Annotated in this window: 11 protein-coding genes; 3 read left to right on the forward strand and 8 right to left on the reverse strand. The window is 38.0% G+C overall.

The genetic code is table 11. The annotated features are described in order from the left end of the window. Positions 1-455: 455 nt before the first annotated feature. Positions 456-2,363: an acetate--CoA ligase gene (gene acs, locus EAX61_RS06350; protein WP_121916845.1), complete on the forward strand. Its 1,908-nt coding sequence runs from the start codon at positions 456-458 to the stop codon at positions 2,361-2,363. Positions 2,364-2,371: 8 nt separating this feature from the next. On the opposite strand, the gene EAX61_RS06355 is transcribed toward acs, so the two are convergent. The 5 genes from EAX61_RS06355 to EAX61_RS06375 form a co-directional block, all read right to left on the reverse strand. After that, a complete protein-coding gene (locus EAX61_RS06355) occupies positions 2,372-3,082 on the reverse strand; it encodes a DUF4369 domain-containing protein (RefSeq protein WP_121916846.1) in 711 nt (236 codons plus the stop codon). Positions 3,083-3,136: 54 nt separating this feature from the next. Beyond that, the gene (locus EAX61_RS06360; protein WP_121916847.1) at positions 3,137-4,390 is read right to left on the reverse strand and encodes a DUF819 family protein; all 1,254 of its coding nucleotides are present in this window, start codon (positions 4,388-4,390) and stop codon (positions 3,137-3,139) included. Positions 4,391-4,455: 65 nt separating this feature from the next. Continuing rightward, entirely contained in the window at positions 4,456-6,651 is a 2,196-nt protein-coding gene (locus EAX61_RS06365; protein WP_121916848.1) for a DUF5916 domain-containing protein, read from the reverse strand. Between the two features lie 65 nt (positions 6,652-6,716). After that, positions 6,717-8,579 carry a M61 family metallopeptidase gene (locus tag EAX61_RS06370; protein WP_121916849.1) on the reverse strand — a complete coding sequence of 621 codons (1,863 nt, stop codon included), beginning with the start codon at positions 8,577-8,579 and terminating at the stop codon, positions 6,717-6,719. Between the two features lie 129 nt (positions 8,580-8,708). Further along, positions 8,709-9,644, reverse strand: a complete 936-nt coding sequence (locus tag EAX61_RS06375) for an alpha/beta hydrolase (RefSeq protein WP_121916850.1) — start codon at positions 9,642-9,644, stop codon at positions 8,709-8,711. Positions 9,645-9,865: 221 nt separating this feature from the next. Between EAX61_RS06375 and EAX61_RS06380 the strand changes: the two genes are divergently transcribed. After that, the gene (locus EAX61_RS06380; protein WP_121917030.1) at positions 9,866-10,642 is read left to right on the forward strand and encodes a S1/P1 nuclease; all 777 of its coding nucleotides are present in this window, start codon (positions 9,866-9,868) and stop codon (positions 10,640-10,642) included. Position 10,643: 1 nt separating this feature from the next. Here the strand turns inward: EAX61_RS06380 and EAX61_RS06385 are convergent, their stop codons facing one another. The 3 genes from EAX61_RS06385 to EAX61_RS06400 form a co-directional block, all read right to left on the reverse strand. Next, positions 10,644-11,531 (reverse strand): AraC family transcriptional regulator, encoded by an 888-nt coding sequence (locus EAX61_RS06385; protein ID WP_121916851.1) that lies wholly within the window; start codon positions 11,529-11,531, stop codon positions 10,644-10,646. An 828-nt stretch (positions 11,532-12,359) separates the two neighbouring features. Continuing rightward, positions 12,360-12,962 carry an alpha-ketoglutarate-dependent dioxygenase AlkB family protein gene (locus EAX61_RS06395; RefSeq protein WP_121916853.1) on the reverse strand — a complete coding sequence of 201 codons (603 nt, stop codon included), beginning with the start codon at positions 12,960-12,962 and terminating at the stop codon, positions 12,360-12,362. Between the two features lies 1 nt (position 12,963). Then, complete coding sequence (locus EAX61_RS06400) at positions 12,964-13,314, reverse strand: DoxX family protein (protein WP_121916854.1); 351 nt, start codon at positions 13,312-13,314, stop codon at positions 12,964-12,966. 415 nt (positions 13,315-13,729) lie between these two features. Between EAX61_RS06400 and rpsA the strand changes: the two genes are divergently transcribed. After that, positions 13,730-15,616 (forward strand): 30S ribosomal protein S1, encoded by a 1,887-nt coding sequence (gene rpsA / locus EAX61_RS06405; RefSeq protein ID WP_121916855.1) that lies wholly within the window; start codon positions 13,730-13,732, stop codon positions 15,614-15,616. Positions 15,617-15,815 lie beyond the last annotated feature (199 nt).

The raw sequence follows: 15,815 nt of genomic DNA on the forward strand, positions 1-15,815 counted from the left end.
CTTTTTACACTGAAAATTGTTCAGTGTTTAAGGTCCAATCGAGAAATCGGTTGGACCTTTTTTTATGTCCAAAAATAAGGCCAAGACTGCCCTCCACACGCTCTCTGGACCGATACCAAAATACCGCCCGTTCAAAGGGGAGTCATTGTTAAGGGCAGCTGTTCTCTGGAGCAAAGGAATCCACATAAATATAAGAGCGATCCCGGATCGTTGCTCATCAACACACATGTCTGATAGAGCGGGTACCATAAGGTGAGACCTTTATAGTGTTGCTATTCCCCTACAATGATACAATGGATGTCATCGTACAGATTGCCAGAGCTTAGTGCAAGTAACCAAATCCTATGAGCGCATAGCAAAATTACTGCTTGACAAACCATAATTGTTTATTTCTTATTACTCCCTATGCACGTGTTTGTAATTCTTTTATCTTAGACTGTTAAAAGGATTGAAATATGAGTAGTTATCAGATCAAAAGTCAAGAGGAATATTTTCAAGTATACCAGCAATCAATACAAAAACCAGAGATTTTCTGGAATACTATTGCAAAGGAGCATTTTATGTGGAGAAAGCAATGGGATAATGTCATTAATTTTGACTTTGATAATGCTCATTTTAAATGGTTCGACGGTGCGGAATTAAATATAACTGAGAATTGTATAGATAGGCATTTACTAACTCGTGGTGATAAAACTGCACTTTTATTTGAACCTAATGATCCTAGTCAACCTAATGAACACATTACTTATAGTGATTTGTATCATAGAGTTTGTAAGATGGCTAATGTGCTATACGATATGGGTATTGAGAAAGGAGATCGGGTCTGTGTGTATTTACCAATGATTCCAGAGCTTGTGGTGACTGTTTTGGCATGCGCTAGAGTAGGTGCGGTTCATTCAGTTGTCTTTGCTGGATTTTCGGCTGTTGCCTTATCCAGCAGGATCGTTGATTCAAGTTGTAAAATGGTCGTAACAAGTGATGGTAGCTTTAGAGGGAGTAAAATAATTCCTCTTAAACCTATTGTTGACGAGGCGTTAAAAGAATGTACGTCTGTAAAACACGTGTTGGTAGTGGAGCGTACTAAGACAGAAATAGTAATGGAGCCTAATCGTGACTTTTGGCTTGCTCCTTTACTCGAGAAAGCATCAGCCCAATTTCCTGCAGTTGTGGTACAGGCGGAAGATCCACTATTTATTCTTTATACTTCTGGAAGTACTGGTTCTCCCAAAGGAATGTTGCATACCTGTGCTGGCTATATGGTGTATGCCGGTTATTCCTTTAATAACGTGTTTCAATATCAGGAGGAAGATACGTTTTGGTGTTCTGCAGATGTAGGGTGGATAACTGGGCATAGCTATATAATTTATGGACCTTTGCTTAATGGCGCAACCTCTCTTCTCTATGAAGGGATACTTAGTTTTCCTGACTTTGGTCGGTTCTGGGATATTATTGCAAAGCATAAGGTGAATCAATTTTATACTGCACCTACGGCTATACGGGCTTTGGCGAAGGAATCATTGGCATTTGTAAAAGACAAAGATTTGTCTACTTTAAAGGTGATAGGAACCGTGGGGGAGCCCATAAATGAGGAAGCTTGGCATTGGTATAATAACAATATAGGTAAAAAGAATTGTCCTGTAGTTGATACGTGGTTTCAAACAGAGACAGGAGGAATACTCATCTCCCCAATTCCATATGCTACTCCTACGATTCCTACCTATGCAACATTACCGCTTCCCGGTATACAACTTGCGTTAATGGATGATGTTGGAAACGAAATTAAAGGAAATCAAGTAGAGGGTAGGCTATGTATAAAATATCCATGGCCTTCAATGGCGCGTACCATATGGGGTGACCATAAAAGATATCAAGAGACTTACTTTTCTTCATTCAAAAAAATGTATTTCACCGGTGATGGTGCGAGAAGAAATGAAGTAGGTTACTATAGAATTACGGGAAGAGTGGACGATGTTATTATTGTATCAGGTCATAATCTGGGTACTGCTCCCATAGAAGATGCTATAAATGAGCATCCGCATATTGCAGAGTCTGCTGTGGTAGGGTTTCCACACGACATAAAAGGCAATGCTTTATACGGTTATGTTATCCTGAAAGATCTTAAGGAAAATCATAATTTAGATACGTTGCGGACTGAAATAAACGCACTCATATCTGAGCGGATAAGTCCAATTGCGAAATTAGATAAAATACAATTTACGGTAGGACTACCTAAAACGCGTTCAGGAAAAATAATGCGCCGTATTTTGAGAAAAATAGCAAACAAGGAGGGTGACCAATTAGGTGATATCTCCACATTACTTAACCCTCAAGTTATTCAAGAAATTATTGATAATTCAATATGATTATTTATTTAATTTGAAACTTCTTCCTTTCTTCTGGTCTCAATTAGTTTTTGAACATCACGACCATATTTGGAAGATTTAATTTTTCTAGGAAATTTATTATAGATGGTATCTAAATAAGCGATAGAGGCATCAGGAATTTGAGTAAGTAAGAGGTAAGGAGCTACTTCAAATTCTTTATTTGTCGCTGCAAAGTTTCCTGTATAGCGATATTTTGTTTTCAGTAGATTGTTGAGAGAATCATCATATTCTAAAATTAAATCTTGTTCTCCATTTTTTTGGGCAATAAAGGATGCCTTTATAAGATCTAGATTTTTATCATCAAACTTTGAATTCATTTTAAGAAATTCTTTGAGCTTAACTTCGTTTTGAGATCCTGTAACCGCTGCGAAGCTTTCGAAGTTTTTGAGAGAGGTAATAATATTCATTTCTCCAGGCTCAGCAAAGAATAATATGCGATCATCATAACCTGAGGCATCTACTTTATCTAAGTACAAATAAAGTACTTCAGGTTCTTTTAGATCCGTATAGAACTCAAAATCTGGGTCTCCATCTACAACAAGGGAATCAAGATTAACAAGGATAGTATCTTTTACCTGCTGTAGGTAGATTGTTCCTTTTTTTAATCCTTTTACTGTTCCGGTCACTTTAAAATTTGCATCCTTAGAACATCCAGAAAATAGTCCTACAATCAAGGAGAAAAGAAGTATGTTTTTCATTTTTTATTTATCCGTTTTTGGGAAAGCAAAGATGCTTTTATTTTTTGTTATTTACTAGTTTGCAGCCGCCATTTCCATCAGTATTGTACACAATATAGCACCATAGGTTCCTACAACGTAGCCAAAAACGGCCAGCAACACACCTACACTGGCAAGTGATGAATGAAACTCTGCCGCCACTACTGGGGCAGATGCTGCTCCTCCTACGTTTGCTTGGCTTCCCACTGCAAGAAAGAAAAACGGAGCTTTAACGAGTTTAGCCACAAGAATTAGCAATCCAGCGTGAATGGCCATCCAAACAAAACCTATTGCGATTAGGCCCGGATTATCGAGGATTGTCGTAAGATCCATTTTCATTCCAATGGTAGCAACTAATATATATATGAAGATGCTTCCTAGTTTACTGGCACCTGCACCCTCATAGTTTTTAGCTTTTGTAAATGAAAGTCCTATTCCAATTATCGTTGCAATGGTAATCATCCAGAAAAAAGTTGAGCCAAAAGAGGCTAGAGCAGATTCTTTCGGAATAGCTTCAAACCAACTTGCGGCGTGAGATGCGCCCCAATGAGCAATACCTACTGCTCCAAAGGCGAGTCCGAGCATTACCATATAGTCATTAAGAGTAGGATTCCGTTTTACACTATCTGCAAATGAAGTTACTTTTTCTTTAAGCTCAGTAATCGCTCTATTATCAGCTTTGAGCCATTTATTTATACGTTTGGTTTTTCCTATTCCTAGCAGAAGAATTGCCATCCAGACATTTGCTACTACAATATCTACAAGGACCATTCCTCCATATTTTTCAGGATTATACTGGTAAATCTCAAGCATCGCTGCTTGGTTTGCGCCACCACCTATCCAGCTTCCTGCGAGTGTGGAGAGCCCACGCCAGATGGCATCAGGACCAGCACCACCTACCGTTTCTGGTGAAACAAAAGAGATTAGTAGAATAGCCAGAGGTCCACCTATGATAATACCGAGGGTTCCTGTGAAGAACATGATGAGTGCTTTCGGCCCTAAGTTTACAATCGCTTTTAAATTTATACTCAAAGTCATTAATACTAACGATGCTGGAAGCAAATATCGGCTAGCCACATAATATAACTGCGATGTATCTGCACTTATCCATCCGAGTGAATTGAATATTGCAGGGATTAAATAGCACAATAGAAGCGCTGGAACTATCCCATAAAATCTTTGCCAAAAACCCTCTTTCTGCCCAGAGGTGTAGAATATTGCAGCGAGTGCCGCCATTAAAAGCCCAAAAACTACGGCATCATTTGTAAATAGTGAACTGGTTTCCTGCATACGTGGGATGTTTAATATTACGCTTTCGCGAAAGCGTAACTAGTACCGCAAAATACCAAAATTTATCAGAGATACAACCAGTAGGTTAATTTGAGATTAATGGAACGTACCCGTGGAGCAAAAACCGTATCTGTAAAATAGTTGTCATTGTATACTAAGAAAAGGTCTGAGAGCGGAGCAAATCGCCATTGTAATCTAGAATTTACCGAAAAATTATCTTGTTGGGAACTGTATTGTACAAACGTAGCCCAAAAAATGGATTTATTAAACGTGACATCAACGCGTGGCCCCAGCAGCCATAAACCTGCTGAAGCGTATGGCTCAGGTAATTCAATTCTATCATATTGAGCTTGCATTGAGATATTTAAGTATGGTTGTAGCCTTATATCTAAATTCCCACGTACACCATAAATATCACCATTAAAAAAACTGCCAAACGATGGTTGGACAGAATAAGATAACACCTTGCGCTGGTCGCTTCTATATTGAAACTCAAAATTAGTGTAGGTGTAATCCGTATTTGCTGGTAACGGTATACCATCTGACCGGGTAGGGTCAAACTCGTCAAAGAGGAAGACGTACTCGTTAAACATACGAGCTCGAAAACTTGATGTGTTTGTGAGCTGTGCTTCCCATTCGGTAATTATAGTGTAATCTGTATTTTGATAATCCAGATTAGGTCTCCATATAAATATAGGTGTAACACCGATGGTATGCCTATTAATAATCCCTTTTTGGGGGAATATAAGACGCTCTACCTGTGGGTCAATCTTTATAATATCCTTGCGTCTTATAAACCCTAAATCGCTATTAAAGTTTTCGCCTATAAATAAGCCGCTAGCTCGTACGCGATAAGAATTGCTGTTGTATTGTAAGGAGGCTCCGGTGGAGTAATCATCTACATCTATATTTGGTGTAAATGATTTGTGCACGTAGAATTTCCCGTTCCAGGTATTATCTATACTAGCGAGATTATAGTCTACCCCTACAACCCTATTGTAACTCTCGCTGTTATCAATAAAAGTCTCATCTCCTGTACTTTGTCTATTTACAAATAGGAAGCTCACATTTGATCTACTAAACATTTTATGCTGGAGTGCAAGGACAGTATTGTTATTGCTACCTATTTCATTTGTGGCGTCGCGAGCTGTTTGTACACTCAAGAAACCAACTCTAAAATTATTGCTAAGCTTCCCACTGAGCCTTACGCCAGCAAGAATGTCATTTTGAATAGTAGTATCAGTAGTGTCTCTGGCTATACCAATACGTCTTGAGAAAAAAGGGTTTGCATCTCTAGAGTCGCCAAAATCTGCAAAGAGATCACTATTTTCTATAAAAAACTGGCGTCTTTCTGGTAAATTAATTTCAAATCTAGTGAGGTTTGTTACCTGCTGATCTACTTCGACCTGAGAGAAATCAGGATTTACAGTAAGATCTAAATTCAGGCTATTTCCAATAGTAAACTTTGCGTCTCCTCCGACTTTAAAATCTGTGAGGCTCTCGTCATTTTCATAATCTTTGCCTACAAATCCGTTTACGTATGGAATAATAGATATGGGACTTTTGGGACTTTGTAATGGCTTCTCAAAAACCATATCTCCCATATAGGCAAGATTAAAAATGAACTGATTTTGCGGAATATTTATCCACGTGTTACGCTCGTTTCCCTGCGTGTCAAATTGATATGAATTAAACCTCCATTTTGTTTCGCCAGCGCGAAATTTAAATGCAGATAACGGGATTGCCCACTCGGTGATGTAGTAACCATCATAAATTTTGGATTCTCCTTCCCATTTTGTATCCCAGCTCGTTGTAAATCCTCTTAACTCCTTACCACCACCAGAAACAAGGGCCTCTCTGCGAACTCCAGCCGGATTGGAACCAAATAAAAATGCATTGTTGCCATCGTTAAAAGTGTCGAACATCAACGTAATATTATCGCTCCCGCCAGCCCTAAAGTCCCTGCGGAGCGAGGGAACTATGTAATCTTTACCAGACGCATTTACTTTAATACCGATATATAATTTTGCGTCATCATAAAGCATTCTTATTTCGGTCTGATTTGTGGCTTGTAACGTATCTGTGGGGAAATATTGCCAGAAGTTTGTTGCGGGTTTAGCTATTACCCAAACTTTCTCGTCTAGCACAGCATCTATTGCTATAGGTGTGTCAATATACTTTACTTGGATAGTTTTATCTTGGGAATACCCTTTGAGAATAGAGAAAAAAAATAATAAAAGAAAGGGTATTTTTCTATTCATCCGTTCGTGATTGTGAGAACTAATTTAGAGAAATACCCTTTGAGTCTTTAGGTTTTAACGTCTTTTTAAGAACCCTTGAGCCAGCTGTTGCGTAATCTCAATTCTGGACCTTCTTGAAGATATTGGGTTTCTATAAGTGAAGGAGTGCTTATCATAGGTTGACTCACTTTGCCTTTTAGAGTTAATTCCTGACCGTCTCTTTTTACCACAAAGGTTATATCTTCTCCTTCTTTCCAGCTATTGGGATCTGAAATAAGGTCATATACATTTGCTACGCCGTATTTTTTATCATTTATACTCACAATAACATCACCTCCCTGAATTCCCATCTCTTTAAAGAAGCTATGCATCTCAATACCAGGAAGTATAAAGACTTCATCTTCAGCCTGACGAGCACTTATAAATGGTTGATTACCATTAAGGAAATAGCCTGAAGGGGCTAATTGTGATCTTAACTCAATACCAACCTTTTTAAAATAAGCTGCATAATCTATAGGCACCGACCCTTGAACGTGATCTTTAAAAAATTGACCAACTTCTGGATAGGTCATTGCAGTTATTTCGGCTATGATAGTATCGTCCTCAAATGGTTTCGTTTTTCCATATTTTGCAGAAAGCTCTTTCATTAAACTAAGTATACCTCGTTCTCCATTGCTTTGTTCGCGCATTATAATATCAAGACACATTCCAATTAATGCTCCGCGATCATATACGTGTACATACTCATCTGCATAAGGCTTATCAAGGACATTCTCGCTCATTACGGTAAAAGGGATATTCTCATCATAACTCTTTGCACTATTCATCTTACCGATTAACGTATTATAAAATTCTTGCGGTGTTGTGAGTTCCTCGTGTACCTGGAAATGTTGCGCAAAATATTCCGTTACCCCTTCATACATCCATAAATGCTTACTCATTACTGGGTCATTATACCTAAAACTGTGAATCTCTTTAGAGTGCACATTGAGAGGCGTTACGATATGGAAAAATTCGTGCGAGACAATGTCCACTATAGCTGCATCTATATTTTCTTGTGGCATTCCGTCAGGAAGTACTACGACGGTAGAAGTGTGATGTTCTAACGCACCAAAGCCTTGAGCATCATCTTCTCCTACACTAGAGAGATAAATTAATATGCTGTAACGATCGGTTGTTTCAAGATTACCTAGGTAATTCATTTGCCCCTTTATCATACGCTCCACATTAGGACGTAGATCACTAGCTTTAGTTGTATTGCTAGGAGAATAAACGCTTAATTCTATCTCAACTCCACCTACGGTAAATACTTCTTTATTTGGTGCATTATAGAAAATGGGATTATCTATAACTTCAAAGTAACGAGAAGCTGTAAAAACATCTGTACCTGTGTTTGCGTCAGATATGTTTAATTTTTCCATTGAAGTACTTGCTTCGAGTCCATCAGGTTTACTTATAGTTATTGTGTATGGCCTCTCTACTTGCCCTTGGAAATACCCAACAATACTGTGTAAATTGAGTACAAACTGTTTTCCCGCCACAATATTGGTTCCTGCAGGAGAAAAAACTTCGTGCGTACTCTCGATATCGTAAGTATCATTCACGAGATATGAAAGTTTTGCTAACTGTTTTGCATTACTTATTTGCCAAGTATTGTCTGAAGTTTTGTCTACTTTCAGAGCTTTGTTATTACTATCAAATGCTTGTACATTTTCTATAAACTTTCCATAATCGTCGTCACTGTAGGTTCCAGGAACTGTCTCTGGAATGAAGAATGTAATTTCATCTGTGGTGATTGAAGCTGGAGATATAGATACCTTAATTTTGTCATCTACAACGTCTACAAGGTTTATGGTTGCTTTTACCGTCGTATTTTCGACAATTACATTCTTCGAACCACAAGAAACTAGTAGTATGCTTAAGGTAATTAAATAAAGAAATTTTTTCATTAGGATTGTTTTAATTTAGGGCAAAAATAAACTTTTGGTCCTTACGTCTATATAAAGTTGTGTTAACGAGCGTTAATGGTTTTAAAGTTTAAATGATGTGATGTACGCTTTCGCGAAAACATAAAAACATTAATTCTCAATAAACGCACTAATAGTCTCGATAAGAGCTGGCATAACAGGGCGATTAGTTTCATTATAAGATTTTGAGTTTTCCAGGTCATCACCTGTTATTTCAAAGCCTAGATGGTTCATGTTCTCAATGATAACGAGCTCTGCATCTGGTTTTGATTTTTTGAGTATCTCAGCTTCGGCTACAGAAGCTTGTAGGTCTTTTGTGCCACCTATAATCAATGTGGGAATTTTGAGTTTGCGTATTTCCCTTCTTGGATTATATGCCATCCAGCTAGACATGAAAGGCTGCAAATCTTTTCTGAAAATAGAAGAGAGGGCGGGACCGTAGTCTTTTACCTGGCCTTTTTCTTTAAGCGTAGCAAAGGCATTCTCGGCATTTTCTTTAAGATCTGGCATCTGAAGTTCTATCTGGCTAACAATGGTTTTATCTATAGATTGACCAGGTCCATTAAGCGAGATTACACCTTTTACTTTGGATTGCTGTGCAGCTACTATCCCCACAAGAGATCCTTGGCTGTGTCCGAGAATATAAATATTATTAAAAATATTTCGATCATTAAAATATTGAACCGTCGCAAGAGCATCCTCTATAAAATTATCAAAACGTAGTTTGTTTTCTTGTAACGCTCTTTTTTTGAGTAGCGTGAGTACACGCTTATCGTACCTGAACGTTGCAATACCTTGCTCTGCGAGACCTTCGGCTAATTTTTTTAAGGAGTTGTTGCGAGCCATCTTACTGTTTCCATCACGGTCTACAGCTCCTTCTCCTGGAATAATGATGATAAGTGTTTGTGATGGCTGAGCGGGTTTAAGTAGCGTTCCCACTACAAAATCATTTATTTTTATATCGCTGCTCTTGTTATCATTTATAGGGAGTTGTCCATAAACAAGAGATGGTACAATACATAGGAGCAGTGCTAAGAGCTTTTGCATATATTTTTGTGCGTTTACTTACTAACGAAAATGTTTAGGCAAATGATATGCCATAATAAGACTCGTCTACTGTAAAGATACATTAATGATAAATATGGTCAATACTGACTTGTTAGGAGAACTGGCTCACAATGCTGTTGTTACGATGCTTAGGTAAAATTTTTCCAGTAACGTGACAGAGATCCACATAGTGTCTATACTTTTGTACAAAAATTGAGATGATGCGTTTTTTACTAGCTTTACTATTACTTTTTTTAAGTAAATCCCTTTCTGCTTCTAATTATGACTGGGGAAAAACAGGGCATCGCGTCACAGGTGCCATTGCCGAAAAATATCTTACCAAGAAAACAAAGCGAAATCTGGATAAATTACTAAACGGAGAATCTCTAGCACTTATCTCGACATACGCAGATGAGATAAAAAGTGAGGATAAATATAGACCTTATGGACCTTGGCATTATGTAAATGTTCCTTTTGACTCAACATATGAAGAACATCCCAAGAGTGAGAAAGGTGATCTTATACAAGGTATAGACCATTGCCTTAAGGTTCTAAACAACGATAATAGTTCCAAAGAGGATAAAATTTTTAATCTTAAAATGCTTGTTCATCTCATCGGGGACTTGCACCAACCTATGCACGTAGGTTTGAGCGAGGATAAAGGAGGCAATGATTTCCAAGTACGCTGGTTTGGCGAGGGGACAAACTTGCATAGTGTTTGGGACACAAAAATGATTGAGGGTTATGGTATGTCTTACAAGGAACTGGCAGATAACGCAGCTCGTCTTACTAAAAAACAACGCAAGGCAATCGCTCAAGGAACACATAGAGAGTGGATGGAAGAATCAAGGGGGCTTGTAAAAAATGTATATGATAATACTAAAAAAGGGGAGAAGCTAGGGTATAGATATTCCTATGATTATTTTGATACTGTGCGCAGCCAACTTCAAAAAGGAGGTATCAGGCTTGCTAAAGTTCTTAATGAAATCTTTGGTTAGGTTAGCGTTTCTTGTTAAGGTCTTTTGTCTCTTGTTCTGTTAGATCTTGCAATTTGTACTTTTTTGGAGTAACTTGATTGTACTTTTTAAAGATACGTGTTAGGTGACTTTCGTCAGTAAATCCCATTTGATAGGCAATTTCTGAAACTGTAAAATCAGTATTCTTGAGTCTATATTTTACCATATGTAGTTTATACATCAGAATATAATGATGAAGAGAGTCACCAGTATGCTTTTTAAAATAGGCACTCAAGGCACTATTTGTCATATGGAACTTATTTGCTATGGCGCTTATCTTCATAAGGTTAGTGTCGTAGGTGTGTTTTCTTATGTGCGATAATATTTGATCTATTGTTGCGTGTTTATCTTCACTCTTTTTTACTGAGGGCGTAAACTCACGAGCAATATTTCTAGCAATAATACTCAGTATGGTACTGACCATATTAGAAATATTATGCTTGTGAAACTCTTTGGCAGCATTGTACTCTGCGATGATTACTTCGTGTATATGCCATATTAAATTTCTATCGTAAGAGCTGTGCATTACATCTCCTGGCATAAGATTGGGGTGATTTATAATGTGCTCTATGCGCTGCATCCAGTAGGAACGATCGGGAAGATTCATCTTGCTAGAGAAAAGAAGTTCGGTAAATTGAAAATAGCAAAAGATAGTTTCCTCTTCTATTATAAAATGATGCTTGTCTTCTGGTGCGACCAGAAAGATATCTCCCTTCTCATAATGGACAATAAATTCATTTATAAAATGCTTCCCTTTGCCTTTTTCTATAAATATTATTTCAAAATAATTACGCCCCTCCATTTCAGGAATAGACTCAGAGCGAGTAACCTGATTAATTAAGAACACATCTTGAAGGTTAAATCTTTTCATTAAAAAAACTTTAATGGGAACAAGGACGAATATAGTACAATTAGACGAAAACGTTGTAGTTGTTCTAATAGTCAGTAAGTTATGAATTTTGTACAATTTTATGCGTAAAAATTACAAGCTTTAATTTGTTATGCGTGCATAGTTTTGTGCCGGTTAAATAGAGTAGTTTTTTTCATGAGAATAGAGGTGCTGTCATATTTGGTTTTAAGGTTAGTTGTTGGAAGCTATATGATAGGTCATGCGATCGTAAATGTGGTTACATACCGCTCATATAGTGAAAAAATCGAATTGTTTCAAAGTGGTCATAACATCTTTAACAATGAGTTTTTTTTCATAGCAGCACCTCTTTTTCCTTTTCTTGAGTTTTTTATAGGTCTACTTATAATTGTGAGTTTTTATTACAGGAGAGCTCTTATTGCAGGTCTTACAATGTATATAATTGCCTCGGTGGTATACTGTTATGCAGGAGCACATTTGGGTAGGAATATAATATATGTGGCCTTGCTTGTTATGACCTATTTATTATTGAGAATGAATTGTAACCATTACAATACCCCGCATAGTCATTTAAATTAATGACCATCAAGATTAGAAATGTTAAGATTCTTGTCTTGAAAAATACGTTCTGGGAAGTTTTAAATAAAAAATAGAGTCTCCCTAAGCTCTAGGTTTTAGAATGGCTTCTCAGAACTTTTTACAATAGGCTTTCACCCCTAATGAAGCCCAAGTGCAGTCTAGATGTTGGATTGCACTTGATTTTTTAAATGAACGAGAATTAGCCCTTTCGTCCCTAAAATGAAAACCTCGAGACAGTCGTTTTGAGGTTTTTTATTTTATGATTCTAAAGGTCAGATTGATACGTGGTCCCACATTCTTAGCAGTTTTTGGGATTTGATGCTGCCACAGGTGCTGTGTAGAACCCTGCATAAGGAGTAAACTTCCGGAGTTTAGGGTCATTTTATAGGTGTTTTTAATATTAGCCTTCTCCCTAAATTTAAAAACCCGTTCTGCGCCAAAACTCACAGATGCAATCACAGGGTTCTCCCCAAGCTCGTTCTCATCGTCTGCGTGCCAGCCATTGCTGTCTTGACCATCGCGGTACAGGTTAAGCAAGCAGGTTGTAAAAGATACCTGGGCGATTTTCTCAACACGTTTTTTTATTTCGCTTAAAGCGAAAGTATACTCGTGAGGTTGCATCGTAATATTAGAGTAGGAGTAGGGCTTACCATTATTTCCGTATAATGCTGTAAGTCGTGGTTGAGGATATACTTTGCCAAAGACTTTAATATCATCCTGTTGCCAGGGAGTCTCTTTATGAAGGAGGGCAAAATATTTTCCAGCTTCTTCAGCCGAAAAGAAATCAGGGAAATACGTTACTGTTGCTCCTTTCAGAGGGAGATGTTGTGGAGTATTTGAGAAAAGAGAAGACATCCTATAAATAAAAATAAGCCCAATACATCAACCCAAACTGTAGCGGAATTCTAAGCACAATGGCCCACATCGGGAATTTGGTTTTTAGCTTTTCGTTTGTGAGCATATCGATATGCACGGTCATAAATACGGCGAGCATCGCAATAATGCCCCAAATGGCGATGGTCCTGGTTTGTTCAAAACACAACCCGATGCCCAGCACAACCTCCGCCACACCACTCCAGAAGACCATAGCCCGTTTTGCAGGAATATACTTAGGCATAATTGCGCCGTAAGCTTTTGGCTTTATAAAGTGCATAAGGCCAGCGATAATGTACATTCCAGCCATAAAATATAAATGCCAAGGAGTCATAAAAGGAAGTTTTAAGAATTTTTTATTTGTAAAAGTTTAAAGTTACGGGTTCGGATTTTAAAAAGTAGAATGTAGAAAAACGAAATTAGAGCAGAAAGAACTAAACTCTTTTAATCCTCTGGTAATGAGTAAAAAACAGATGTAGTTGATGTTTTTTTATCAGCAAACGCAGTAAGTTAGAATCAGTTGGACAAAAAAGTGCATTTATACCTGCTCAGGCCTTTGAAAAACAGAAAACTATTCGTACTTTTGCACTCCTTTTTGGATAACCATTCGGAAGCACCAATTAGGAAAATCTAAATCAAAACAAAACCCTTTTACGGTTTTGAGGTTAAGAAAGCTTTCGCGAAAGCGTAAAATACAAAACCCCACTGGCGAAGATTATTGATAATCAGACTAGTGAAACTTTTAGCAAATGGCTGAAGAAACAACAAAACAGGAACTTGACGCCGCTGAGGCAGGTGTAACTGAAAATCAAGTTGCTGAACAGGTAGAGCAAGCAGAAACTGCTGAGGCTCCAGCACCAAAAGTTGAGCAATCTCCTGCTCAAGAAAACCCAGAGAAATTTCTTAAGGACTTTAACTGGGAAAAGTACGAAGAAGGAATAGACGTAGTAGATGACAAGCAACTTGAAGAGTTTGAAGCATTAGTAGCTCAAAACTTTGTAGACACGCTAGATGACGATGTGGTTGAAGGAACTGTAATTAACCTTACAGATCGTGACGCAATTATTGACATTAATGCAAAGTCAGAAGGTGTAATCTCTCTTAATGAGTTCCGTTACAATCCAGATCTTAAAGTAGGTGATAAAGTAGAAGTACTTATAGACGTACGTGAGGATGCAACTGGACAACTTGTACTATCACACAGAAAAGCTCGTGTGATTAAGGCTTGGGATCGCGTTAATGCAGCTCACGATGAAGGTACTATTGTAAACGGATTTGTAAAAGCACGTACTAAAGGAGGAATGATTGTAGACGTTTTCGGAATTGAGGCATTCTTGCCAGGTTCACAAATTGATGTGAAGCCTATCCGTGATTACGATCAGTATGTAAATAAAACAATGGAATTTAAGGTTGTAAAAATCAACCAAGAGTTTAAGAACGTCGTAGTTTCTCACAAAGCGCTTATCGAAGCAGATATCGAAGAGCAGAAAAAAGAAATCATCGGGCAACTTGAGAAAGGTCAAGTACTTGAAGGTGTGGTTAAAAATATCACGTCTTACGGAGTATTTGTCGATCTTGGAGGTGTTGACGGTCTGGTACACATTACTGACCTTTCTTGGTCACGTATCAACCACCCGAATGAAATCGTTGAGCTTGATCAGAAATTAAACGTTGTAATCCTAGACTTTGATGAGGATAAAACACGTATCCAATTAGGTCTTAAGCAACTTACGAAGCATCCTTGGGAAGCTTTAAGTGATAAGCTTAGCATAGGAGATAATGTAAAAGGTAAAGTAGTTGTAATTGCAGATTACGGTGCATTTATCGAGGTAGAAGAAGGAGTAGAAGGTCTTATCCACGTTTCTGAAATGTCTTGGTCTACGCACTTACGTAGTGCACAGGATTTCGTTAAGGTAGGAGACGTTGTAGATGCACAGATTCTTACTTTAGATCGTGAAGATCGTAAGATGAGTCTTGGTATCAAGCAACTTTCACAAGATCCTTGGACAGACATTACTTCTAAGTACCCTGTAGGGTCACGTCACAAAGGTATCGTGCGTAACTTCACAAACTTTGGAGTATTTGTTGAGCTAGAAGAAGGTATCGACGGTCTTATTTACATCTCAGATCTTTCTTGGACTAAGAAAATCAAGCATCCATCTGAGTTCTGTAACGTAGGTGATACGCTTGAGGTTGTAGTTCTTGAACTAGACGTAGAAGGACGTAAACTTTCTCTAGGTCACAAACAAATAGAAGATAACCCTTGGGATAAATACGAGACTGAGTTTGCGGTAGGTACAAAACATACTGCTGCTGTAACTGAGATCGTAGATAAAGGTGCAACGATAGACTTTAACGAGGATATCACGGCATTCATCCCTACACGTCACCTTGAGAAGGAAGATGGTTCTAATGTCGGAAAAGGCGAAGAAGCAGAATTCCAGATCATTGAGTTCAACAAGGACTTTAAGCGTGTGGTAGCATCTCATATGGTGGTACACAAGGAAGAAGAAGCTAAGATCGTTAAGCAAGCCGCAAAGAAAGCGCAGTCTCAAGCAGATGAGGCTAAGCCTACTTTAGGTGATGCAAACGAAGCACTAGCTGCTCTTAAGAAGAAGATGGAAGGAGGGAAGTAATTCCTGACTTTTTCTAAATAATAGAAACCTCTCGAGCAATCGGGAGGTTTTTTTGTGCTCAATTTTAAGCACACTTTTACGAAAGAAAAAACTTTTTCTACTCCTAGACATCGTTTGAGCAGTCACCATTTTTCAAAAATCTTGAAAGCAATATGAAGCGCTCAATACAGTCACAACAAACCGTGCCTATTTCCTTCTT

It is taken from the genome of Dokdonia sinensis (assembly GCF_003688895.1).
GTDB classification, from domain to species: domain Bacteria; phylum Bacteroidota; class Bacteroidia; order Flavobacteriales; family Flavobacteriaceae; genus Dokdonia; species Dokdonia sinensis.